The organism is Streptomyces sp. NPDC001515 (assembly GCF_053597115.1).
Window position 1 is genome coordinate 26,979 of record NZ_JBSFHN010000007.1, and the last position, 23,040, is coordinate 50,018.

General features: G+C 72.9%; 15 protein-coding genes. 5 read left to right on the forward strand and 10 right to left on the reverse strand.

Annotated features, from left to right (window positions below; translation table 11 throughout):
• The first annotated feature begins 236 nt into the window (after positions 1–236).
• On the forward strand, positions 237–1,301 hold the full coding sequence (locus ACWCXC_RS10060; RefSeq protein ID WP_450887897.1) for a tetratricopeptide repeat protein: 1,065 nt from the start codon (positions 237–239) through the stop codon (positions 1,299–1,301).
• Positions 1,298–2,332 (forward strand): polyprenyl synthetase family protein, encoded by a 1,035-nt coding sequence (locus ACWCXC_RS10065; protein WP_450887899.1) that lies wholly within the window; start codon positions 1,298–1,300, stop codon positions 2,330–2,332. The genes ACWCXC_RS10060 and ACWCXC_RS10065 overlap by 4 nt, the downstream gene beginning before the upstream one ends.
• Positions 2,333–2,514: 182 nt before the next feature.
• Here ACWCXC_RS10065 and ACWCXC_RS10070 read toward each other — a convergent pair whose 3' ends face one another.
• Together ACWCXC_RS10070 and ACWCXC_RS10075 are read right to left on the reverse strand one after the other, a co-directional pair.
• The gene (locus tag ACWCXC_RS10070) at positions 2,515–3,033 is read right to left on the reverse strand and encodes a mycothiol transferase (RefSeq protein WP_450887901.1); all 519 of its coding nucleotides are present in this window, start codon (positions 3,031–3,033) and stop codon (positions 2,515–2,517) included.
• 90 nt (positions 3,034–3,123) lie between these two features.
• On the reverse strand, positions 3,124–5,292 hold the full coding sequence (locus ACWCXC_RS10075) for a discoidin domain-containing protein (protein WP_450887903.1): 2,169 nt from the start codon (positions 5,290–5,292) through the stop codon (positions 3,124–3,126).
• Positions 5,293–5,574: 282 nt separating this feature from the next.
• On the opposite strand from ACWCXC_RS10075, the gene ACWCXC_RS10080 reads away from it, so the two are divergent.
• Positions 5,575–7,650, forward strand: coding sequence for a SpoIIE family protein phosphatase (locus ACWCXC_RS10080; RefSeq protein ID WP_450887905.1), 2,076 nt, complete (start codon positions 5,575–5,577; stop codon positions 7,648–7,650).
• Positions 7,651–7,695: 45 nt separating this feature from the next.
• On the opposite strand, the gene ACWCXC_RS10085 is transcribed toward ACWCXC_RS10080, so the two are convergent.
• On the reverse strand, positions 7,696–8,157 hold the full coding sequence (locus ACWCXC_RS10085; RefSeq protein WP_450887907.1) for a hypothetical protein: 462 nt from the start codon (positions 8,155–8,157) through the stop codon (positions 7,696–7,698).
• Positions 8,158–8,411: 254 nt separating this feature from the next.
• Here ACWCXC_RS10085 and ACWCXC_RS10090 point away from each other — a divergent pair, with 254 nt between their 5' ends.
• Positions 8,412–9,296: a carbohydrate kinase family protein gene (locus ACWCXC_RS10090; protein ID WP_450888157.1), complete on the forward strand. Its 885-nt coding sequence runs from the start codon at positions 8,412–8,414 to the stop codon at positions 9,294–9,296.
• Between the two features lie 75 nt (positions 9,297–9,371).
• On the opposite strand, the gene ACWCXC_RS10095 is transcribed toward ACWCXC_RS10090, so the two are convergent.
• Together ACWCXC_RS10095 and ACWCXC_RS10100 are read right to left on the reverse strand one after the other, a co-directional pair.
• Positions 9,372–12,371, reverse strand: a complete 3,000-nt coding sequence (locus ACWCXC_RS10095) for a carbohydrate binding domain-containing protein (protein WP_450887909.1) — start codon at positions 12,369–12,371, stop codon at positions 9,372–9,374.
• Positions 12,372–12,692: 321 nt separating this feature from the next.
• Positions 12,693–13,292 (reverse strand): TetR/AcrR family transcriptional regulator, encoded by a 600-nt coding sequence (locus ACWCXC_RS10100; protein ID WP_450685954.1) that lies wholly within the window; start codon positions 13,290–13,292, stop codon positions 12,693–12,695.
• A gap of 145 nt (positions 13,293–13,437) precedes the next feature.
• Here ACWCXC_RS10100 and ACWCXC_RS10105 point away from each other — a divergent pair, with 145 nt between their 5' ends.
• Positions 13,438–15,729: an exo-beta-d-1,3/1,6-glucosidase gene (locus tag ACWCXC_RS10105; RefSeq protein ID WP_450685953.1), complete on the forward strand. Its 2,292-nt coding sequence runs from the start codon at positions 13,438–13,440 to the stop codon at positions 15,727–15,729.
• A gap of 75 nt (positions 15,730–15,804) precedes the next feature.
• Here the strand turns inward: ACWCXC_RS10105 and ACWCXC_RS10110 are convergent, their stop codons facing one another.
• The 5 genes from ACWCXC_RS10110 to ACWCXC_RS10130 all read right to left on the reverse strand — a co-directional run bounded on the left by ACWCXC_RS10110 (position 15,805) and on the right by ACWCXC_RS10130 (position 22,864).
• Complete coding sequence (locus tag ACWCXC_RS10110; RefSeq protein ID WP_450887911.1) at positions 15,805–17,469, reverse strand: MFS transporter; 1,665 nt, start codon at positions 17,467–17,469, stop codon at positions 15,805–15,807.
• A 114-nt stretch (positions 17,470–17,583) separates the two neighbouring features.
• Entirely contained in the window at positions 17,584–19,443 is a 1,860-nt protein-coding gene (locus tag ACWCXC_RS10115) for a dipeptide ABC transporter ATP-binding protein (protein ID WP_450887913.1), read from the reverse strand.
• Positions 19,440–20,321, reverse strand: coding sequence for an ABC transporter permease (locus ACWCXC_RS10120; RefSeq protein ID WP_450686131.1), 882 nt, complete (start codon positions 20,319–20,321; stop codon positions 19,440–19,442). Before ACWCXC_RS10120 ends, ACWCXC_RS10115 begins: the two co-directional genes overlap by 4 nt.
• 4 nt (positions 20,322–20,325) lie before the next feature.
• Entirely contained in the window at positions 20,326–21,270 is a 945-nt protein-coding gene (locus tag ACWCXC_RS10125; RefSeq protein ID WP_450686130.1) for an ABC transporter permease, read from the reverse strand.
• Between the two features lies 1 nt (position 21,271).
• Complete coding sequence (locus tag ACWCXC_RS10130; protein WP_450887916.1) at positions 21,272–22,864, reverse strand: ABC transporter substrate-binding protein; 1,593 nt, start codon at positions 22,862–22,864, stop codon at positions 21,272–21,274.
• Between the last annotated feature and the right edge of the window lie 176 nt (positions 22,865–23,040).

The following is a 23,040-nucleotide window of genomic DNA, read 5'->3' on the forward strand; positions in this document are numbered from 1 at the left end:
AAATCGGTTCCGGAGTCGGTTCCGAACATCGTTCCGGACTTCGTTTCCGAGCGAGGCAACCCTGGGCGCGTGTGCGCCGTCTTGATCCACAACAGGGCGGCACCCCCGCCCGGTCATCTTCGTCCACCCCACGCTTCAGCGCACGGGGGCAGAACCGCATGCCACTATGCGCTCTGTGTATACATGGAGCGCATAGTACGGCCTCCGCTGCCCCGGTCGCGCGCGAAAGGCCCCCCATGCAGAGCAGAGCACGGGCACCCGAGTACCAGGGCGCCCTGACCAGGATGTCCGTGAACGCCTCGCTCACCGACGTACTGGCCGAGGGACAACGCCATCTGGCGGAGGCCGAACGGGCCGGATCCGCACAGGAGGTGGCCCGCGCCGGGCTCGCGGTCGCCGAGGCGCACCGCAGGCTCGGCCAGGTGGACGAGGCGGACCGGGCCTGGAAGGCCAGCTACCGGGCCGCGCGCACGGCCGGCGACACGGGCGCCCGCGCGTGGGCGCTGTGGAGCGGCGGGACCCTCGCCCGGCAGTGCGGGCGGCTGCGCCTCGCCTTCCGGCTGCTGGAACTGGCCGCCCGGCTCGGCAAGGAGGGCGGGGACGTCGTCGCGCGCGGCTACTCGCTCGCCGGGCTCGCGGAGACCGGACGCATCCAGGGCGACTACGCGACGGTCGCCGCCCTGCACGAGCGGCTTCTCGCCGAGGCACGGGCCAGGGGCGAGGCCCGCCACACCGTCTGGGCCCTGGAGGGCATCGCCCAGATCCACCGCAACACCGGCTCCTTCGACACCGCCCTGGAGATGTTCGAGGAGGCGGCGCGTCTCGCCGGCGAGGCCGACGACCGGCGGGGCCGCGCCTGGGCGCTGCGGGGCATGGCCGACGTCCTCTCCGTCCGCGACGGCGACACCGACCGGGCGCTGGCCCTGCTGACCGAGGCCGAGGCCGTCTGCCGCGAGATGACCCTGTCCAGCGCACTGGCCTACAACCACAAGATGCGCGGCAACGTCCTCTACCGCGCCGGGCGGTACGAGGAGGCCCGGGACATGTACGCGGGGGCACTGGAGGAGTTCCGGGGGATGCGGGAGCCGCGCGGGACGGCGCTCGCCCGGCTCGGGCTGGTCAAGAGCCTCGCCCGGCTCGGCCGGGACCGCGCCGGGACCGCCGCCGATCTGGACCGGCTGCGCGACACCCTGGACCGGATCGGGCTGCTCAACGCCCGGGAGATGGTCGACCGGGCCTACGCCGAACTGGACGTCCGGCCGGCCGGGGAGAGCGCCGCCCCGGCGGAGGCCGGCCGATGACGCCGTCCCCGGTCCGCCACGGCGACGCGCCCCTGGTCCTCGCCCGCTGCCGCGATCTCGTCCGGCCGTCCCTGCGCCGCGCAGTGCGGGAACTGCATCCGTGGCACGCGGAGATCACCGCGTACTCCTTCGGCTGGGACGGGAGCGGCGGCGGGCAGGGCAAGGGAGTCCGGCAGGCGCTCGCCGTGCTCGGCGCGGAGGCCGTGGGCGCGCCCGCCGGGGACGCGGTTGTCGGCGCGGTCGCCGTCGAGCTGATCCACACCTTCTCCCTGCTCCACGACGACATCATGGACGGCGACGAGACCCGCCGGCGGCGGGCGACGGCGTGGAAGGCGTACGGGACGGGGCCGGCCGTCCTCGCCGGGGACGCGCTGTTCGCGCTGGCCGTGCGCATCCTGGCCCGAGCGCCGGGCGACGCCGGCCCCGCGGCCGTGCGGCTGCTGGCCGCGGCCCTGGACGACCTGGTGCGCGGCCAGGCCGACGACCTGCTCTTCGAGGAGCGGCCCTGGACCGGGCCCGATGCCGTGCGGCCGGACGAGTACCGGCTGATGGCCGAGCGGAAGACAGGTGCGCTGCTGGGCTGCGCCGCCGGTCTCGGCGCGGTGCTCGGGGGCGCCGGACGGTCGCGGACCGACGCGCTGTCGGCGGCGGGGCGCCATCTCGGGGTGGCGTTCCAGGTGGTGGACGACGTGCTCGGGATCTGGGGCGATCCGGCGGTCACGGGCAAACCGGTCCACAGCGATCTGCGCCGGGGCAAGAAGACGTACCCCGTGCTCGTCGCGCTCATGGACGGCGGCGCCGCCGCCGGGAGGCTCGGCGCGCTGCTGCGCTGCGGGGCCCGGCTGGACGACGGGGCCGCCCGGCGGGCTGCCGGGCTGATCGAGGAGGCCGGGGGGCGCAAGGCGGCGGAGGCGGAGGCCGCGCGGCAGGTGGAGAGCGCGCGGGCCTGCCTGGAGAGCGCCGCGCTCGCACCGCAACCGCTCGCGGAACTGCTGTCCCTGGTGGCGTACGCCGCCTTTCGTACCGGCTGACGTCCACGGACCGTGCGGCTCCCGCCGCCGAACAGGGGTGTGTCGAGGCACCCTTGAGGCCCTCGTCCTCGGCGTTGCGGGGGCGGCGCACGCCCCGGCCCGGCCGGGCCGGGGCCGTCGCGCGGCACCGGGGCACCGCGCCGGTGGCGGGCCGGCGCCGCCGTACGGGCTTTCGGCCCTGGTCAGCCGGACCGGCGGCGTTCCAGACAGCCCCGGACGAAGGCCGCCTGGCCGGCGTGCTGGAGGTCGTCCGACAGGACGCTGACCAGCCGCACGCCCAGGGTGACGGCCGGTGTCCAGGACTCGTCGACGATCCGGTCCAGCTCCCTGCCGTTCAGCTCCTCCAGGAACTCGGAGGTCCGTTCGTGGACGGCGTCGTAGTACCCGAGCAGCAGTTCCTCGGACGCCGAGCCGAGGGCGTCGACCTCGTGGCTGCTCTGGCCGTAGCCGGTGGCGTCGTGGGCGAAGGGGAGGCGGAAGCGGGAGACCCAGTCGCCGGTGAACCAGACCTGCTCGGTGCCGGCGGCGTCGGCGATGTGGTCGTCCTGGACCCGGGCGAGATGCCAGACGAGCCAGGCGATCGAGTTGGCGCCGTCGTCGAGGCGGGCGCCGAGGTCGTCGGGGCCGAGGCCCTCGACGGCCCCGTGCACGGTCTCCCGGATGCGGCTGTATCCCTCGGTGAGGAGGTCTGCGACATTCATTCCCTCACCCTGGCCGCTTCCGGCTCCGGGTCCGGACACCGACACGCGGGGAGGGCGCCGGCGGGGAAGAGCCCCCGCCGGCGCCGCCGTTCAGGCGTAGATTCCGAACTGCCAGAGCGAGTAGCCCCAGGCGGTACCGCGCTGGGTGAGATGGAGCTTCACATAGCGGGCGGTCTGGGCGATGTCCAGGTCGTCGGCGTCGCCGTTGCCGCTCGTCGTGGTGTACACCGAGCGCCAGTTGGCGCCGTCGTCGGAGACCAGCACCTCGTACGCCTTGGCGTAGGCCGGGTCCCAGACCAGTTGGATGTGGCGGAAGGACCTGCGCTCACCGAGGTCGACCTGGAGGGACTGCGGATCGCTCCAGTCGCTCGCCCAGCGGGTGTCGAGCCGCCCGTCGGTGGCCATCGCCGCCGTGCAGGGGCAGCCGCTGCCGCCGGCCTGCTCGGAGGTGGCCGTGGTGGGGCGGCCCCGCGCCAGATCGGTGCCGGAGACGGGCGGGACCACGACCTTGACGGACTTGGTCTCGATGCCGGCGTTGCCGTGGCCGTCCTCGGCCTGGATGTAGACCTTCCACACCCCGAGCCGCTCGGGCGCCGTCACCGCGAAGGTGCCGTTGCCGGTGGGCCGCCAGGCGGCCTCGACCAGAGCCTTGTCGCCGGTGGCGTAGTTGCCGCTGAGATAGACCCGGTACGTCAGCGCGTCGTTGTCCGGGTCGCGGATGTCGGCGCCGACGGTGAACTCCCGTCCGGCGGGGGTGCCTCCCGCGTTCTGGACGGTCATGTTCGTGATGACCGGCGGGGTGTTGTCCCCGGCGGTGCTGCCGCCGTACGCCTTCTTCAGCGCGTAGTACGAGAGCCGCTTCTTCCCGTCGGGCACGAGGTTGAACCAGACGCCGCCGAAGTCGTGTTCGGTGCCGTAGTGGAAGAGGGTGGCTCCGAGCGCGACGCCCCGGTGGCCGGTGACGCAGTTCCACGCCTTGGTGTATCCCTCGGCCTTCTGCACGTCGGTGGGCTCGTCGGGGACTCCGTTGGCGTCGTCGGGGACCTCCCACTCACCGGCGGGCCCGCCCTCGGTGATCAGATACGGCTTGGTGTAGCCGCCGGCCTCCCAGGTGCCGCGCACCGCGCAGATGTCCCCGTAGGAGTTGACCGAGTAGAGGTCGAGGTCGGGGGCGTTGCGCTTGTAGTACGGCCAGGCGCCCGTCCAGGCGTCGGTCGAGGTGACGGGGTGGTCGGGATCGATGGCGTGGATCCGCTTCGCCACGTCGTTGACGAACGTCGTGTACGCGTCGCGCTGCTTCTCCAGCGCGTCGCCGCTGTAGCAGTTCTGCAGTCCGAGCACCGACTCGTTGCCGACGTTCCACATCAGCACGCCGGGGTGGCTCTTGTACGTGTCGACCCATTTGGTGAACTCGGTCAGGGACGACGACTTGTACGCCTCGTCCGTCACGTAGTCGACGCAGCCGCCGCTCCCCGGACCGCCGCCCGGCTGGAGCCAGAAGCCGCTGACCACCCGGATGCCGTTGGCCGCCGCCGCGTCGAGCAGCGGCTTGGAGGTGCCGTCGGTGCCCCAGGTGCGGATGGTGTTGACGCCCATCGACCTCAGATCGGGCAGATAGCGCGCCGCGTCGTTGACGGACGGGCCCCAGGTCAACCCCTTGACCTGGTACGGCTTTCCGTCGACGGTCAGCTGCCAGTCGCCCTGCGAACCGGTGACGCGGACGGCTCCGCCGGTCGCCGGGGGCGTGGAGCCGGAGGTGCCGTACACCTGGAATTCCCAGAGGGAGTAGCCGTATCCGCCGGAGCGGGCGGTGCCGTACATCCGGACGTACCGGCCCGAGCCGGTGACCGCCAGATCGTCGGTGCCGCCGTCGCCGTCGGTGACGGTCTTCAGGGTGCGCCAGTCGGAGCCGTTGTCGGACGCCTGGATCGCGTACGCCCTGCCGTAGGCGGACTCCCAGGACAGCACCACACGGGCGAGGTCGGCGGTGGCGCCCAGGTCCACCTGGATCCACTGCGGATCGCTCCACGCGCTGGCCCAGCGGGTGCCGGGGTCGCCGTCCACCGCGGCCGCGGCGGTGAGTCCGGCGCCCTCGTGGGACGAGTCGGTGGCGGGCCTGCCCTGGGAGAGCAGGGTCTCGGCGGCGTGGGCGGGGGGTGACGTCAGCAGCACGAGCGACGACGCCAGAAGGGCGAGAAGGGTGATGAGCAGCGTGCCCGAACGCGGTCGCGCGGGCAGCGCTGTGCTGGCTCTGTGCACATTCTCTCCTGGCAGAGGAGTGGGGGACCGGTGTCCCGAACCGGATGGGAGAGCGCTCTCCCAGGAGACTGACGGGTGCCCGTGCACCTGTCAACGATCGTGACGGTTCCGGTTCCCGCCGCTTCCGGAAGCCCCGGATTCCGGACAGCGCGCGCCGCCCCCGGTGCGAAACAGCCCGGACCGGCTCCCCCGGAGCTGCGGACCGGACCGCTTCGGGGCGACCATGGAGGGAGGCGGACGTGTGTCCGGGCGGCGGGGTGGCGGGATGGGAAGGATCGGGCCGTGGGCGGCACTGAGGACATCCGGACGGGCTGGGGCACGGTGCGCCGCGAGGGTCTGCGCCGCTCCCCCGACGACGGTCTGCTGGACGTTCTCGGCGTGGCGGCGCTGGCGCTGGATCCGCAGGGCCGCATCGTGCTCTGGAGCCCGCGCGCGGAGCAGTTGTTCGGCTACACGGCGCAGGAGGCACTGGGCCGGTACGCCGCCAGGATCCTGGTGGACGAGACGCACTTCGAGCTGGTGCTGACGCTGTTCTCGCAGGTGATGAACAGCGGCGAGGTCTGGGCGGGAGTCTTCCCCGTCCGCCACAAGGACGGCTCGTCGCGGCTGCTGGAGTTCCGCAACATGCGGCTGCAGAACGACCGGGGCGGCTATGTCGCGCTGGGGCTGGCCGCCGACGCGGACACCCTCCAGCAGATCGAGCGCGATCTCGCGCTCTTCGTCCGGCTCGTCGAGCAGTCGCCGATCGGGCTGGCGGTCCTCGGCCGCGATCTGCGGTGTCTGGCCGCCAATCCCGCGCTGGAGGGGATGAGCGGGCTGGACGCGACCGCGCTGCTGGGCCGCCGGGTGGACGAGGCCCTGCCGTTCCTGGACCCCGAGGCCGTCGAATCGGAGCTGCGGGAGGTCCTGACGACGGGGGTGCCGCGGGTGGCCCGCGAGGTGACGGGCCGGACGGCGGCCGATCCCGACACGGAACGGGCCTGGTCGGTGTCGCTGTACCGGCTGGAGGACTCCGGCGGGCGGGTCCTCGGCGTGGCCGTCTCGGTGATCGACGTGACCGACCGCGACCGGGCCGCCGCCGAGGCGGAGCGGGCCCGCCGCCGGCTGGCGCTGATCGCGGACGCCTCGGTGCGCATCGGGACGACGCTGGAGCTGGAGCGCACGGCCAGGGAGCTGGCCCAGGTCACCGTCCCCGTCCTCGCGGACCTCGCCGCGGTCGATGTCCTGGAGCGCGTGCTGAAGGGCCGCCCCGTGGAGGAGGAGGGCCCCCTCTACGTCCGCCCGCTGGCCGTCGTCTCCGCCCGCCCCACCCCGGCCGTGCACGCGGCGGATCCGCCCGGGGTCACCGTCCGGTACGCCGAGGAACGGCTGGGCACCCGGTGCGTGCGCACCGGGCGGCCGGTGCGGGTGCCGCGTCTCGACGCCGCGCTGCTCTCCCGCATCGCCACCGACGATCAGTCCGCGCGGGTGCTGGCGGATGCGGGCGCGCACTCCTATCTGGCCGTACCGCTGATCGCCCGGGGCGAGGTGCTGGGCGTGATCGACTTCCTCCGGACGGACAATCCGCTGCCCTTCAGCGAGGACGACGAGGTGCTGGCCACGGAACTGGCCGCGCGGGCGGCGGTCAGCATCGACAACGCGCGGCTGTACCGCCGGCAGCAGGAGACCGCGCTGACCCTCCAGCGCAGCATGCTGCCCCGCCACCATCACGATCCGGTGGGCATGGACGTCGCCTCCCGCTACCAGCCCGCCGCCTCGCGGTACGAGGTCGGCGGGGACTGGTTCGACGTCATCGGGCTGCGGGACGACCGCACGGCCCTGGTGGTGGGCGATGTGATGGGCAGCGGGATCCACGCGGCGACCACGATGGGACGGCTGCGCACCGCCACGCAGACGCTGTCCCGGCTGAGCCTGCCGCCCGCCGAGGTGCTGGGTCATCTGGACGAGATCACGGCGGACCTGGACCCGGGCTTCGCGACCTGTGTCTACGCCGTGTACGACCCGGGGACGAACACCTGCCGGCTGGGCACGGCCGGTCATCTCCCGCCGGTGCTGATCCCGCGCGGCGGCCCGCCCCGGCTGCTCACGCTGCCGGCCGGGGCGCCGCTGGGCGTGGGCGGGGTGGAGTTCAGCGATGTGACGGTGGCGCTGGGCCCCGGCGACCGGCTCGTGCTGTACACGGACGGTCTGGTCGAGACCCGCGACGACGACATCGACAGCCGGCTGGCGACGCTGCTGGGGCTGCTGAGCGACCCCGACCCCTCGCTGGAGGTGTCCTGCGACCGCCTGCTGGCGGCGCTGCGCGATCCGGTGGGCCCCGACGACGTGGCGCTGCTGATGGCGCGCGTACGGGAGTGAGGCGCACCGGACCGGGGTCCGGTGCGGGCGTCGGCGGTGCGGGTGTCAGTGGTGCCGGCAGCCGCGGTGCCGGTGGCAGCGGCGGGCCGCCGGCCGGCGCGCGCCCGCGCCGAGGAAGCCCAGGCCGATGCCGAGCATCCAGGAGTCCTTGGCCAGGGCCGTGCCGGCCTGGGTGGGGCGCAGGCTGCCGCTCTCGCGCATGCCGGGGACCCGGAGGTACAGGCCCAGCAGTCCGCCGGAGAACCCGGTCAGGGCGAGCCCGGCGAGCCGGGTCGGCACGAAGGGCATGAGCAGGCTGCCGCCGACGGCGATCTCGGACCAGGCGAGCAGGCGGGTGAAGCGCTCCGGGGGGATCTTCTCCAGGAACGGGTAGGCCGTGCGGGCCATTCCGTGGAGCCCCTGGGCGGTCTTCGCGTCGGCCTTGAGCTTGCCGAGGCCGGAGTTGACGATGAACGCTCCGGTGGCGATGCGCGGCGGGATGTCGCGGGCTTCGGGCAACGGCAGCATGGGGTGCCTCCACGGTTCCGGTCGTCGGCCCCCGGTCGCGAGCATAGTCAGCGGGGCTCCGGGGCGCGCGAGGAGCGCGGCCGGTGCGGAGGGCGGCCCCGCGTGCCGGGCGGGGTGGACGGCTCGCGGGGCGGGCCCCGTGCGGCGGCCCGCGCCGGAGGCGGCGTGATCACCGTGCCGCCCGTCGGCGATACTGGCGGCGGCGGGTACGGAAAGGCGGCACGGTGGTCCAACAACAAACGGAATACGACGTCTTGGTGGTCGGCGGCAGCGGGGTGGACACGATCGTCCGCGTCGATGCCCTGCCGGTCCCGCTCGCCGATTCGGTGATGGTCGGCCCCATCGAGGAGTGGCCGGGTCACACCGGGGGCAATGTGGCGCTCGGCGCCCGCGCGCTGGGGCTGGACACGGCCCTGCTCGACTGCATCGGCGACGACTGGACCGGGGCGCTGGTGCGGGAGCGGCTGGCCGGGGGCGGGGTGGAGTTCCATCCGCTCGTCTCGGCGGCCGGGACCCGGCGGGCGGTGAATCTGGTGGACGCGACGGGGCGGCGGATGTCGTTCTACGACGCCCGCGATCCGGAGGATCTGCGGATGCCCCGGGAGTTCTACCTCCCCCGGCTGCGGCGGGCCCGCCACGTCCATCTGTCGATCATGAACTTCACGCGGTTCCTGTACGACGACATCGAGGCACTGTCCATCCCGGTCTCCACGGATCTGCACGACTGGGACGGACGGGCCGAGCACCAGCGGGAGTTCGCGCTCCGCTCGGACCTGGTGTTCTTCAGCGCGGCGGCGACGGGCGCGCGCACGGCGGCGGTGATGCGGGAGATCCTGGCCGAGGGACGGGCCTCCACGGTCGTGGCCACGGCGGGGGCGGAGGGGTCCTATGTCCTCACCCGGGAGGGCGGGCCCGATCCGGTGCACGTGCCGGCGACGGTGCCGCCGGCCCCGGTGGTGGACAGCAACGGGGCGGGTGACGCGTTCGTCACCGGTTTCCTGTACGGGCGGCTGAACGGCCGGGACGCCCTGGGGTCGGCGCGGCTGGGCGCGGTGGCGGGCGCCTTCGCGTGCACGGCGCCCGGGTCCACCGCGCTGATCGGCCGGGAGGCACTGCTGGCGGCGGAGGCCGGGGCGTAATCGCTGCGGTCGCGCGCGAGCGCCCCGGCGGGCCGGAGAGTTCCGGTCCGCCGGGGCGCTCGGCCGTGGGGGGGGTTACTTGAGGTAGGGGCCCGCCGTCCCGATCTTCCCGGGGCCGTTCAGTACGTAGACGCGCAGGTTGCCCTTGCCGGGGGCGGCGACGGTGAGCTTTCCGTCGGTGACGACCCGCGTGTCCCCGGTGACGGCGTCCTTGTAGGTGCCGTTGGGGATGCCGGTGTAGGAGGCGCCGCCGGTGACGGTGACGAGCGCGAAGCTGTCGGTCGTCCCGCTGGTGTAGCGGCGTTTGAACGCCATCTGGCCGGTGATGCCCTCGGTGGAGTACTGGCCCATCTGGAGCGCGGGGACGGCCCGGCGGATCTCGTTGAGCCGCTGGACGTGCTTGACCAGGGGCTTGGAGAGGGTCGTGGCGACCTCTCCGGTGGCGGAGCCGACCTTGGAGAAGTCGGAGGCCGTGACCTCGCCCGCCAGGTGGTCGCCGTAGTAGGCGCGGCCGGTGGTGGCCAGCGGGCAGGAGGGGCCGCAGTCGATCTTCTTGCCGGCCTGGAACTCGATCTCCGATCCGTAGTAGAGGGTCGGGATGCCGCGGAAGGTCCACATCAGGGCCATGTTCTCGGCCCAGGCGTCGGTGCCGCCCGCGTAGCGTTCGCCGCTCTTGTTGGGGCCGTAGTCGTGGCTGTCGACGTAGACGACGTTGTAGGTGGCGTCGTTGGTGGAGTCGTCCGAGTCCTTGCCGTTGTTGTAGGCGTTGTTGGCGTCACCGAAGTTCATGTGCATGCGCATGTCGATGATGTTCATGCCGGAGAACCGGCTGTGGTCGGGGGTGTGGTAGCTGTTGCCGTCCAGGAAGGCGTTGGTGGACGTCGGCTGGGCGCCGGTGCCGAGCTGCTCCTCGTAGTCGTACATCTGGAGGGCGGCCTTGGCGTCGTCGGCGTCGTACTCCTTGCGCTCCTTCCAGGTGAAGAACTGCGCGGAGTGGTTGACCGAGCCGCGGTTCCACTTGTCGTTGACGAAGGCGCCGACCTCGCCGAAGACGAGGAAGTCCCGGGCCGCGTCGGCGCCGAACCGCTGGGTCACGCGTTCCTGGATCGCGGGCAGGAAGCGGCGGTTCCAGGTGGTGCGCGGGATGTGCACGGCCGTGTCGACGCGGAAGCCGTCGACGCCCATGTCGATGTACTTGTCGTACGCGCCGATCAGGTAGTTCTGGACGGGCGCGGACTCGGTGTTGAAGTCGGCCAGATCCTCGTGGAGCCAGCAGGAACGGGAGTCCTCGCCCTCCCAGTTGCCGAGCCAGCAGGTGTGGTAGTACGCCTTCGGGAACATGCCCGAGGTCGGGTTGGGCCACTGGCAGTTGTAGATGGTGTAGCCCTCGGCGGACTTGCCGCCGGTCGGCTTGCCCCAGTTGAGACAGGTGTTGCCGGTGGGCTCCGCGGTGGACCACAGGTCGCCGTTGTAGTAGGACTTGCCGCTCTTGGGGTCGACGGTCAGTCCGTCGTACTCGAAGCCCTCGTTCTTCTCGTCGTAGTACCAGCTCCACTGCGCGTCACGGACGCCGTAGACGGTGGGGGTGTAGAGGCCCTTGGCGCCCCAGCGCGAGGAGTGGTTGTAGACGACGTCCTGGTAGATCTTGATGCCCTTGGCGTGGGCGGCGTTGATGAGGTCCTGGTACGAGGCCCCGGCGGACTCCAGCCGGGGATCGACCTTGTAGAAGTCGTAGCCGTGGTAGCCGTGGTAGTCGTAGTCGGAGCGGTTGAGGACGACCGGGGTGATCCAGATGGCCGAGAAGCCGAGCGCCTTGACGTAGTCGAGCTTCTTGACGAGCCCCTTGAAGTCGCCGCGGAACATGGGGTCGTTGTTGGCCGCGTTGCCGGACTTCACGTCCTGGCTGCCGCCGCGGTTGTTGCTCGTGTCGCCGTCGTTGAAGCGGGCGGTGAGGACGAAGTAGATCGGGTCCTTGCGCGGGTCGCCCCCGAGCGGCTTGCCCTGGGCCGCGGCCGGGGGCTTCTGCCCCGTGGTCGCCGTGGCGGGGGCGGAGGCGGCGGAGGTGTTGCCGGCCGCGTCGACCGCCCTGACGGTGTACGTATAGGTGGTGTTCTCCTCCAGGTTCGACTCGGAGAGCACGGTGGAGGTGACGTCGGTGACGACGGTGCCCTTCGTCCCGCCGGTCCGGGTGACCTGGTATCCGGTCACCTTCGTGTTGTCCTTGGCCGGTTCCCAGGTCAGGACGACCGCGATGCCGTCGGCCTTGGCGCTCACGGCGGTGGGAGCGGTGGGCGCCTCGGTGTCCGGCGGTTCGGCGACGCAGGGGTCGGCGGCGTCCTTGACCACCGTGCGGTCCTTCACCGTGCTCCGGCCGGCGGGGATGGTGTAGTCGCCGCCGTTGTTGTTGTCCCAGACGCCGTTGCCATTGTTGAAGGCGGCCTTCATGGAGGTCGCGGCGCCGAGGTCGACGGTCTTCCTGACCCAGCCCGTGCAGGCCGGTTCCATGCCGACGCCGGGCACGGCGGTCCAGGAGCCGCCGGCCGGCTGGTAGTGGAGGTTCGTGGTGGTCCAGCCGACCGTGGCCGTCGAGTAGTACACCGAGGCGGTGTGGGCGTCGTCCGTGGGACTGGGGCTCGGGTCGGGACCGGTGCCGTCCGCGCACGGGTCGCTGTGCGCCACCACCCCGTCCTTGACGGTGAGGACGCCGGTCCCCAGCGCGTAGTTCTTGCCGTTGTTGTTGTCCCAGACGCCCGAGCCGTTGTTGAAGGTCGCCTGAAGCCCTTCGGCGGCGCCGAGCGGCACGGTCTTCTTGACCCAGTCCGTGCAGGCGGCCTCCATCGCCACACCGGGGACCGTGGTCCAGGAGCCGCCGTCGGGGGCGTAGTGCAGCTTGTACGCGGACCAGTTCCGGGTCTTCGTGTAGTAGAAGACGGTCGCGGAGTTCTCGGCGGCGGCGACGGTCCGCGCGTCGAGCTCCGGCGACTCGGGCACGGCGGTGAACAGGGCAAGGACGGCCACCGCGGCCGTGGCTGCCGCCAGGGGGCGTCTCGGCAGCCTGTGAGGGGTGCGTCTCATCGGTGTCTCCAGGGCAGGGCCACGGCGACGACGAAGCCGTGGCGTCCGGGGCGCGGGAATCGGGGAACCGCGCCTCCCGCCGGAAACCCTGACGCGCCTCAAGGTCCGTGCGAAGGGGGGCATTCCGACTGGAAGTGCAATCGGAATGTTGCTGCAATCTCTTGCAGCACGGAAGTTACCGGCACATGACAAGGCCGTAAAGGGCCGAGGAGCCGCCCACCCGCCTCTCCTCAAACGGAATACCTCACTCCGACCCGCCCGCCGGGGTACGGGGCATCGGGCGACGACGGTGGAGGGGCTTCACCACGCCTCCCCCGAAGCTCAGAGCCGTACCGTCAACTGCGCCTGCACATGCGCGCGCAGCACCCCCGCCATGTCGGTCGCGCCGTCACTGAGGAGCCACTGGGTCTGGAGGCCGTCCATGAGGGCGATCAGCTGTTGACCGGCCTCGGCGGGGTCGATGCCCTCCCGGAGGGCGCCCTCGTCGCGGGCCTCTGCGTAGGAGACCCCGGTGCCGTGGACGGAGTCGCGGTAGCGCTCGACGAAGTAGGCGTGGGCGGGGTGGTCGGCGGACGTGGCCTCGGCGGCGAGCACGGAGTACAGCTCGACGATGCCGCGGCGTTCGGAGTTGAGGGCCGCGAGGCCGATCATCCGGCGCAGCCGGTCCACGCCCCGGGGGTCCCCGTCGGCGAGCCACGTGCCGTCGATCTCGTCGCGGTGTTCGAGCACGGCGAGGAGCAGGGAGCCCTTCGTGGGGAAGTGGTGCAGCAGCCCGGGGTGGGAGATCCCGCAGCGGTTGGCGATGACCCGGAGCGAGGTTCCCCGGTACCCGGACTCGCCGAACAGGGCCATGGCCTGGTCCAGGATCTCCACCCGCTTGGCGCGGCCCTTCGCATAGCCGCGACGCGCCTCACCCGTCACTCGCCGGCCTCCCCGGTCGTGTCGGACGCCGTCTGCGTCCGGCCGCATCCTCACATACTTACCACCCGGTCGGGATTCAGCGTACGGTAGGGCCCGCGGCCGATGCCGCGCCGTGCCGTCCCGCCGACCTCTGAAGGGAACTCCTGTGGGCTCCTCCCTGCCGTATCTCGACCCCGCGCTGTCCGTGCCGGAGCGCGTCGCCGACCTCGTCGGCCGGATGACCCTGCCCGAGAAGGTCGGTCAGATGCTCCAGCTGAACGCGAAGGACGGGGTCCGGCACCTCATCGAGGACCTGCACGCGGGATCGATCCTCCACGCCTCCCCCGACCGGGTCCTGGAGGCGGCCGCCCTCACCGAGCGCACCCGGCTGCGGATCCCCCTGCTGGTGGCCGAGGACTGCATCCACGGCCACTCCTTCTGGGAGGGCGCCACCATCTACCCCACCCAGCTGGGCATGGCGGCGAGCTGGGACCCGGCGCTCGTGGAGCGCATCGCGCGGGCGACGGCCGTCGAGGTCGCGGCGACCGGGGTCCACTGGACGTTCTCGCCGGTGCTGTGCATCACCCGCGATCTGCGCTGGGGCCGGGTGAGCGAGACGTTCGGCGAGGACCCGTTCCTGATCGGCGAGCTGGCGTCGGCGATGGTGCGCGGCTACCAGGGCGACGGCCTCGACGACCCGACGGCGATCCTGGCCTGCGCCAAGCACTTCGCCGGGTACTCGGAGACCCAGGGCGGCCGGGACGCCAGCGAGGCGGACATCTCCCGCCGCAAGCTGCGCTCCTGGTTCCTGCCGCCGTTCGAGCGGGTCGCCCGCGAGGGCTGCCGCACCTTCATGCTCGGCTACCAGTCGATGGACGGCGTCCCGATCACGGTCAACGACTGGCTGCTGGGCGAGGTGCTGCGCGGTGAGTGGGGCTACACCGGCACGCTGGTGACGGACTGGGACAACGTCGGCCGCATGGTGTGGGAGCAGCGGGTGTACGCCGACCACACGCAGGCCGCCGCCGCCGCGGTCCGGGCCGGCAACGACATGGTGATGACGACGCCCGCCTTCTTCGAGGGGGCGCAGGAGGCCGTCGCCGCCGGCGCGCTCGACGAGGCGGACATCGACGCCGCCGTCCGGCGCATCCTCACCCTCAAGTTCGAACTGGGGCTGTTCGAGAACCCGCGTTACCCCGACCGGGAGCGGCAGGCGGCGGTCATCGGCAGCGGTGAGCACGCCGCGCTGAACCTGGAGGCGGCACGCCGCTCCCTGGTCCTGCTGACGAACGACGGCACGCTGCCGCTGGCCGGCGGACTGACGGCCGGTCCGGACGGGCGCGCCGTCGCGGAGGGCGGGAGCGCTCCCCGTACGGTCGCCGTCATCGGGCCGAACGCCGACGACGCGCAGACGCAGCTCGGCGACTGGGCGGGCTCGTCCGGCCAGGCGGACTGGCTGCCCGAGGGCCAGCCGCGCGGGATGATCCGCACGGTGCTGGACGGGTTCCGCGCGCACGTGCCGGACGGCTGGACCGTGACGCACGCCCGGGGCGCCGACATCCTGACCGTGGGTCCGGACCCGGAGGGCGCGTTCTTCCCCGACGGGCAGCCCCGCCCGGAGATCGTCGTCCCGGCGGAGCCGGACGCGGCGATGATCGCGGAGGCCGTGGCGGCGGCCGAGGCGGCGGACTACGCCGTCGCGGTGGTGGGCGACCGTATCGAGCTGATCGGCGAGGGCCGCTCGACGGCGACGCTCGAACTGATCGGCGGCCAGATCGCGCTGCTGGACGCGCTGGTCGAGACCGGTACGCCGCTCGTCGTCGTGGTCATCAGCTCCAAGCCCCTGGTCCTGCCGCCGTCCGCGCACCGCGCGGCGGCGATCGTGCACGCCTTCAACCCGGGCATGCTCGGCGGTCGCGCCGTCGCCGAACTCGCGCTCGGACTCGTGGAGCCGACCGGCCGGCTGCCGCTCTCCTTCGCCCGCCACTCCGGCCAGCAGCCGACGTACTACAACCAGGTGCGCGGCCAGCACGGCACCCGCTACGCCGATCTGACGCAGCGCCCGGCGTTCGTCTTCGGCGAGGGCCTGAGCTACACCACGGTGGCGTATTCCGATCTGGAGGTGCTGACCGAGGTGGTGGGCGCGGCCGACACGCTGCGGGCGCGCGTCACGGTCGCGAACACGGGCGGGCGCCCGGCGCTGGAGACGGTGCAGGTGTACGTGAGCGACACCGTCACCTCCGTGACCTGGGCCGAGAAGGAGCTCAAGGCGTACCGCCAGGTGGCGCTGGAGCCGGGCGAGTCGCGTGTGGTCGACCTCGAACTGCCGGTCTCCGCGTGCACCCTGGTGGACGCCGAGGGCCGCCGGATCGTGGAGCCGGGCGCGTTCGAGCTGCTCGTCGGGCCCTCGTCGCGCGAGTCGGCACTGCTGCGGGCCGGCTTCACGGTCAAGGGCTGAACGTCAGGGGCTGGGCCCGCCCCGGGACGGGCCTCGCCCCCGCCCCGGGGCGGGCCGGGGGCGGGCGGCCCGCTGTCAGCCGCCGGGACCGTCCCGCTGTCCTCCGCCGGGGTCGGGGCTCCCCGGGCCGGGGCCGTCGCCCGTGGTGCCATGTGTTCCGGTCGCTCCGGTCGCCGGGATCTCGGCGGACGTGTCGGCGCCGGGCATCGCCGCCCCGCCGCGCAGCCGGGCCAGGTCGGAGGGGCGCACCTGGATGACGAGCAGGGCGATGAGCGCGGCGGCCAGGGCGAAGAGCGCGGCGACGATGAAGGCCCGGGAGACCCCGGTGGCGAGGACCTGGTCGCCCCAGGGCGGCGGCAGCTGGCCGGTGCGGCGGAACTGCGCGATCTCGGCGGGGTTCGCCTGGGCGAGGAACTTCGGGACCTGGTCGTGGGCCTCGTTGCGGCTGGCCGTACCGAAGACGGTGACCAGGATGGAGAGGCCGAGCGATCCGCCGACCTGCTGGGTGGTGTTGAGGATGCCGGACGCCGCCCCCGCCTCCTTGGGCTGCACCCCGGAGACGGCCATGAGGGTCAGCGACACGAACTGGAGGCCCATGCCGAGGCCGAAGACCAGCACCGGTCCCAGCAGGCTGCCCGCGTACGTACTGTGCACATCGGTCTGCGTCAGCCACCCCAGCCCCGCGGCGGCGAGGATCGCGCCCGTCACCATGAAGGGTTTCGGGCCGAACTTCGGCAGCAGCCGGGAGGCGAAGCCGGCGCCGATCGCGACGACGACGCTGACGGGCAGGAAGGCGAGCCCGGTGCGCAGCGGGCTGAAGCCGAGGATGTTCTGCACGAACAGGGTGAGGAAGAAGAACATCCCGAACATCGCGGCGGCCAGGCTGAGCATCATGCCGTACGTGCCGGCGCGGTTGCGGTCGCGGAACATCCACAGCGGGGTGATCGGCTGCCGGGACCGGCTCTCGATCACGACGAACGAGACGAGCAGGACCACGGCCGCGGCGAAGGCGACGAGGGTGAGGGTGTCGCTCCAGCCCTCCTCGGAGGCGCGGATGAAGCCGTAGACCAGCGCGACCATGCCGACCGTGGCCGTGAGGGCGCCGATGAGGTCGAAGTGTCCGGGGTGGCGTTCCGATTCCCGGATGTAGCGGCGCGTGGCGAGGACGATGAGGATGCCGATGGGCACGTTGACGAAGAAGATCCACCGCCAGTCGAGCCATTCCACCAGCACCCCGCCCGCGAGCAGGCCGATGGCGCTGCCGCCCGCCGAGACGGCGGCGAACACCCCGAACGCCCTGTTGCGTTCCGGGCCTTCGCGGAAGGTCGTGGTGATCAGCGACAGGGCCGTGGGCGAGGCGATGGCGCCGCCGACGCCCTGGAGGGCGCGGGCGGCGAGCAGTTGCCAGGACTCCTGGGAGAGCCCGCCGAGCAGCGAGGCGAGCACGAAGAGCGCGACGCCGAACATGAAGACCCGGCGCCGCCCCAGGATGTCGCCCAGCCGGCCGCCCAGCAGGAGCAGTCCGCCGAACGTCAGCGTGTACGCGTTGACCACCCAGGACAGGTTCTCCGTGGAGAAGCCCAGGGCGGTCTGGATGTGCGGGAGGGCGATGTTCACGATGGTGATGTCGAGGACCACCATCAACTGGCACGAGCAGATGACGAGTAGCGCGATCCCGCTGCCGTGCCCCGCTTTCGGGGACCGGGCGGCGTGCGCGGATGTGGCGTGGGAACCCGTCATGGGAGTGTGTGGCGCTCGGGCCGTCGGTGAACGCGATCGTTCACTCCCCCGACGGTAGCCCGGCCCGGGGCCACCCGCCATTCGGGCGACGCGGGGCCGGGCCGGACCTCGTCGTCAGGCCGGCACCCCGGTCCTGCGGTCCGCCGCGCGCTCGCGGGCCGGGACCGGTGCGGGGTCCGGGGCCGCCGCGAGAAGGGTCCGGGTGTACGGGTCCCGGGGGTGGTCGCAGATCGCGTCGGCGGGTCCCGTCTCCACGATCCGGCCCCGGTGCATGACCGCGATGCGGTGGCTCACCTGACGGACGACGGCGAGGTCGTGGGCGATGAAGACCAGGGCGAGCCCCAGATCGCGCTGGAGGTCCGTGAGCAGTCCGACGATCTGGGCCTGGACGGACACGTCGAGGGCGGAGACCGGTTCGTCGCAGATCAGGACCGAGGGTTCGGGGGCCAGGGCGCGGGCGATCCCGACGCGCTGGCGCTGTCCGCCGGAGAAGGCGCGCGGATACCGGCCGGCGGCGTCCGGGTCGAGCCCGGCCCGGCGCAGCAGGTCCGCGACGCGTGCGGCCCGGGTCGCGCGGTCGCCGAGGCCGAAGGCGATCAGGGGCTCCGCCACGATCTCCCCGACCGTCATCCGGGGGTTCAGCGAGGCGTAGGGGTCCTGGAACACCATCTGGACCTGGCGGCGCACCGCGTGCAGGGCGCTGCGCGACGGCCGGGTGATGTCCTCGCCGCGCAGCCGCAGCGTGCCGGCGTCCGCGCGGTGGGCGTGGGCGAGGATCCGGGCCAGGGTGGACTTCCCCGAGCCGGACTCCCCGACGATGCCCAGGGTCTCCCCCGCCGCGAGCGTGAGGGAGACGCCGTCGAGCGCGGGGGCCGGGGCCTTGCGCAGACCGCGTCCCCGGTAGGTCTTGCGCAGCCCCTCGGCCTCCAGGACGACGGCTCCGGGCGCGGGCCGGTGGAGCCGCGCGGGCGGGGCCGGGGCGGGCAGGGGTTCGGTGCGCCCGGCGGCGGGCAGGCAGGCGACGCCCACCCCGTCGCCGGCCGGGGCGAGCGGGGGCGCCGCGGTGCGGCAGCGGTCCTCCACGAGGACGCAGCGTTCCGCGAAGGCGCAGCCGGGTCCGAGGAGCGCGAGGTCGGGCGGGCTGCCCGGAATGCCGGTGAGCCGGGTCCCGGACGGGGTGGAGAGGCGGGGCACGGCGGCGAGGAGTCCCGCGGTGTACGGGTGGCGGGGGCGGGTGAGGACCTGGGCGGTGGGGCCGTCCTCGACGACCGTGCCGCCGTACATGACGAGGACGCGGGCGCAGGAGCGGGCGACGACGCCCATGTTGTGCGTGATGAGGACGAGCGCGGTGCCGGTCTCGCGATTGAGGTCGGCGAGCAGGGTGAGGATCTGGTCCTGGACGGTGGCGTCGAGCGCGGTGGTCGGTTCGTCGGCGAGGAGGATGTCGGGTTCCCCGGCGAGGGCCATGGCGATGAGGATGCGCTGGCGCTGTCCGCCGGAGAACTGGTGCGGGTGGTCGGCGGCGCGCCGGCGGAGTTCGGGGATGCCGACCCGGCCGAGCAGGTCGAGGGCGCGGGCGCGGCGGGCGGCCCGGTCGTGGTGGCCGTGGGCGCGCAGCACCTCCTCGATGTGGGCGCCGGCGGTCAGGACGGGGTTGAGGGCGGTCATGGGGTCCTGGAAGACCATGCCGATGCGGGCGCCGCGCACGGCGCGCAGCTCCGCTTCGGTAGCGGCAGTGAGGTCCTGGCCGTCCAGGTGCACGGTGCCGGTGGTGATGCGGCCGGTGCCGGGGAGCATGCGGTTGAGGGCGAGGGCGGTGGTGGACTTCCCGGACCCGGACTCGCCGACGACGGCCAGGGTCTCGCCCCGGTCCAGGGTGAAGGAGACTCCGCGTACGGCCGGCAGCGGGGAGCCGTCCGGGGCGGTGAAGTCGACACCGAGGTCGTGGACCCGGAGGAGGGGGTGCGCGGTCATCGGCGTATCTCCCGGTTGAGCGCCTCGGCGACGAGCGAGAGTCCGAGGACGAGGGCGGTCACGGTGATCAGGGGTCCGGCGGCGAAGTGGGGCGCCTGGGCGAGATAGGGCATGGACTGGCTGAGCACGGAGCCCAGGGTGGGTTCCGGGGGACGCACGCCGACGCCGAGGAAGCTCATCGCGCCCTCGATGAAGACGGCGACGGTCAGCGAGACGGCGATCTGGACGACGAGCGGGTCCACGGCGTTGGGCAGGATGTGCCGGACGAGCACCCGGCGGGCCGGCGTGCCGCCGACGCGGGCGGCGGTGACGTACTCCCGTTCGCGCTGGGCGAGGATCCCGGTCCGCAGCAGCCGGCCGAAGACCGGGATCTCGGCCAGCGCGATGACCAGGACGACGGGCACGCGCCCCGGGCCGAGGATCGCGGTGACGGCGAGGGCCAGGATCAGCCCGGGGAAGGCGAGGAGCAGGTCGAAGACCCGTTGGACGGCGGTGTCGACGGCCGGGTGGGTGGCGGCGGCGAGGGCGAGGAGGCAGCCGAGGGCGGCGCCGAGCGGTACGGCGAGCGCGATGATCCCCAGGTCGGCGCGGATGCCGAAGAGGATCCGGCTGAGCAGGTCCCGGCCCAGGTCGTCGGTGCCGAGGAGGTGACCGGGGGTGCCGGGACCCGCGAGGCTCCGGCCGCTCTGGTCGGTGGGCCCGTGCCCGGTCAGGAGCGGGGCCAGCAGTCCGGCGAGGATCACCGCGCCGACGAGGACGAGGCCGGTGCGGGCGCGCGCGGTGGACAGCGCCCTGCGGTACGGGTGGCGGGCGCGGCCGGAGGCCGGGCGGGAGGCCGGGGACGCGGGGCGTCCGGTGGAGGCGGTCGTGGAGGTCATGGCGTTACTCCCACCTGATCCGGGGGTCGAGCCAGGCGTGGACGAGATCGGTGAGCAGTTGGACGAGGACGAAGACGGCGACCAGGAGGAGCAGCAGGTCCTGGACGACCGGGTAGTCCCGGCGCTGGAGGCCCTGTTCGGCGAGCTGGCCGAGGCCGGGCCAGGCGAAGATCGCCTCGACGAGGACGGCGCCGCCCAGAAGGTGCCCGGTCTGCATGCCGAGCAGGGTGACGACGGGGGGCAGCGCGTTCGGCAGGGTATGCCGCCACAGGAGCCGGCGCGGCGCGATCCCGGCGGCCCGCGCGGTGCGGATGTGGTCCTCGGCCAGTCCGCGTTCGATGCCGTCCTGGAGGGCGCGGCCGAGGACGGCGGCGCTGGGCAGGGCGAGGCAGAGCGCGGGCAGCAGCAGGTACTGGGCGGCGAGATCCGGTGCGGTGAGGAACGCGACGCGTCCGCCCGGCGGCAGCACCCCCAGCACCACGGCGAACAGCAGCACCAGCAGGACCCCGCTGACGAACGGCGGTACGGCGAGCGCGGCCGTGGTGGCCGCCCGTACCGCCCCGCCGGTCCACCGGCTGCGGGCGGTCGCGCCGAGCACCCCGAAGGCCGTACCGAGGACGACGACGAACAGCAGGGCGGCCAGGGTGAGTTCGGTGGTCGCGCCGAGCCCGTCGCGGATCAGGTCGGCGGTCTGTCCGCCGATCGCGTACGAGGGGCCGAGGTCGCCGGTGAGCAGCGAGCCGAGCCAGTGGAGGTACTGGGAGAGCAGCGGCGCGTCGAGGCCGAGCCGGTTCCGGATCGCGGCGACGGTGGCGGCGTCGGCGTCCGGGCCGGCCAGGCTTGTGGCCGGGTCGCCGGGGACCAGCCGCAGCACGGTGAAGATGAGGAAGGAGGCGAGGAGCAGGACGAGGAGGGCCGACGGCACCCGTCGGATCAGATAGGTGCGCATGTCAGGCCAGGTACGCGTCGTCGAGGTTGAGATAGGAGAACTTGTTCAGCGTCACCCCGTGCAGCCGGTCGGCGGAGACCTGGATCTGTCCGCGCACGACGAGGTCGATGAGGAATGCCTCGTCGAGCAGGAGCGTGGAGATCTTCTCGTACTGGGCGTGGGCGGCGGCCCGGTCCGCCGGGGGCTCGGTCCATGCCTCGCGGACCAGTTCCGTGTAGCGGGCGGAGCGGTAACGGGAGGTGTTCTTGGCCTCGTTGAACGGATAGGCGCTCACGGCGAGGGTGGAGGGCTGGACCTGGGCGAAGCCGTGGCCCATGGTCCACAGGGCCGGCATGTCCTGGGAGATCAGCTTCTTCTGTCCGGTGGCCGGGTCGGTGGGCTGGAGGGTGACGCGGACCCCCACCTGCTTCAGGTCGTACTGGAGGGATTCGGCGATGGCGGTCTCGGCGGGCAGGGCGAGGTGCAGCAGCGGGAACGCGAGGCCGCGGTGGCCGGCGGACCTGAGCAGGGCGCGGGCCTTGGCCGGGTCGTGGGTGTAGTGGGTGCGGTGCGCCTCGGTGAAGGCGGGTGAGGACCGGGGCCAGGGCGCGGACGAGGCCATGCCGTAGCCGCCGAGGGTCTGGGCGAGGAGCCGGTCGCGGTCGACGGCATGGGCGAGGGCCTGGCGGACGGTGCGGTCGTCCAGCGGGGCGACGGTGGTGTTGACGCCGAGGTAGACCGCGCCGCCGCCGGTGTCGTAGTCGGTGATGGTCAGGCGCGGGTCGCTGCGGACGGTGGCGAGGCTCTTGCCGGGGACGTTGAAGGAGAGCTGGGACTGGCCGGAGCGCAGGGAGGAGACGAGGGCGTCGGCCTGGGGGACGACGCGCAGTTCGACGCCGTCGAGGTAGGGGCGGCCGGGCCGCCAGTAGTGCGGGTTCCGGGCCAGGCTGAGGCCGGCTCCGGGGCTCCATTTCTTCAGGGTGAAGGGGCCGGTGCCGATGAGCCGCCGGCCGGCGACGGCGTCCTCGACCGACGCCGGGTCCGTGATGATCATGAACTCGAAGAGGTCGAAGAGGTTGTTCACCGGATGCGCGAGTTTCAGGACCAGGGTGTGCGGGCCGCGCTTCTCGAATCCGGTGACGGTGGCGGCGGTCGCTCTCAACTGAGCCGCGCGCAACGGTTTCTGAAGGTTCCTCACGGCGAAGATCACATCGTCCGCGGTGAACGCGCGCCCGTTGTGGAAGCGCACGTCGTCGCGCAGCTCCAGCGTGATGCTCCGGCCGTCCTTCGCGTACGTCCAGGAGCGGGCCAGCTCCGGCCGGGGAACGAGCTTGTCGTCGTACCGGGTGAGGGTGTTGAAGAGCAGCCGGTGCTGGAGCGACTGCGCGCTCTGGGAGAAGAGCAGCGCGGGGGTGAAGTCGCTGTTCACCGCGATGTCGAGCACCCCGCCGCGCCGGGGCCGGCCGTCGGTGTCCCGGGCACGGGAGGAGGCGTCCGACACCGCCGAGCGGCAGCCCGCGAGCGCCGTTCCGAGAAGCAGGGCGCCGCCTCCGGCGGCGCGCAGGGCCGTGCGGCGGGAGGGGCCGGGCGAAGTCAGGGGATACAGCTCGGTCATCGAAGCCTGCCTGTGACGGAGAGGGACGGTGAAGGAGAGGGGCGGTGAGGGAAAGAAGCGGTGGCGGGAGGGGTGGGCGCACGAGGCCGCGCGCCGTCCGCCTCCAGGGTTCGTTCCGCTGCGGAAGAAAGAGAGGCACCGCGTGCCCGGGGGCACGAAAAGAGGAGCCCTTCCAC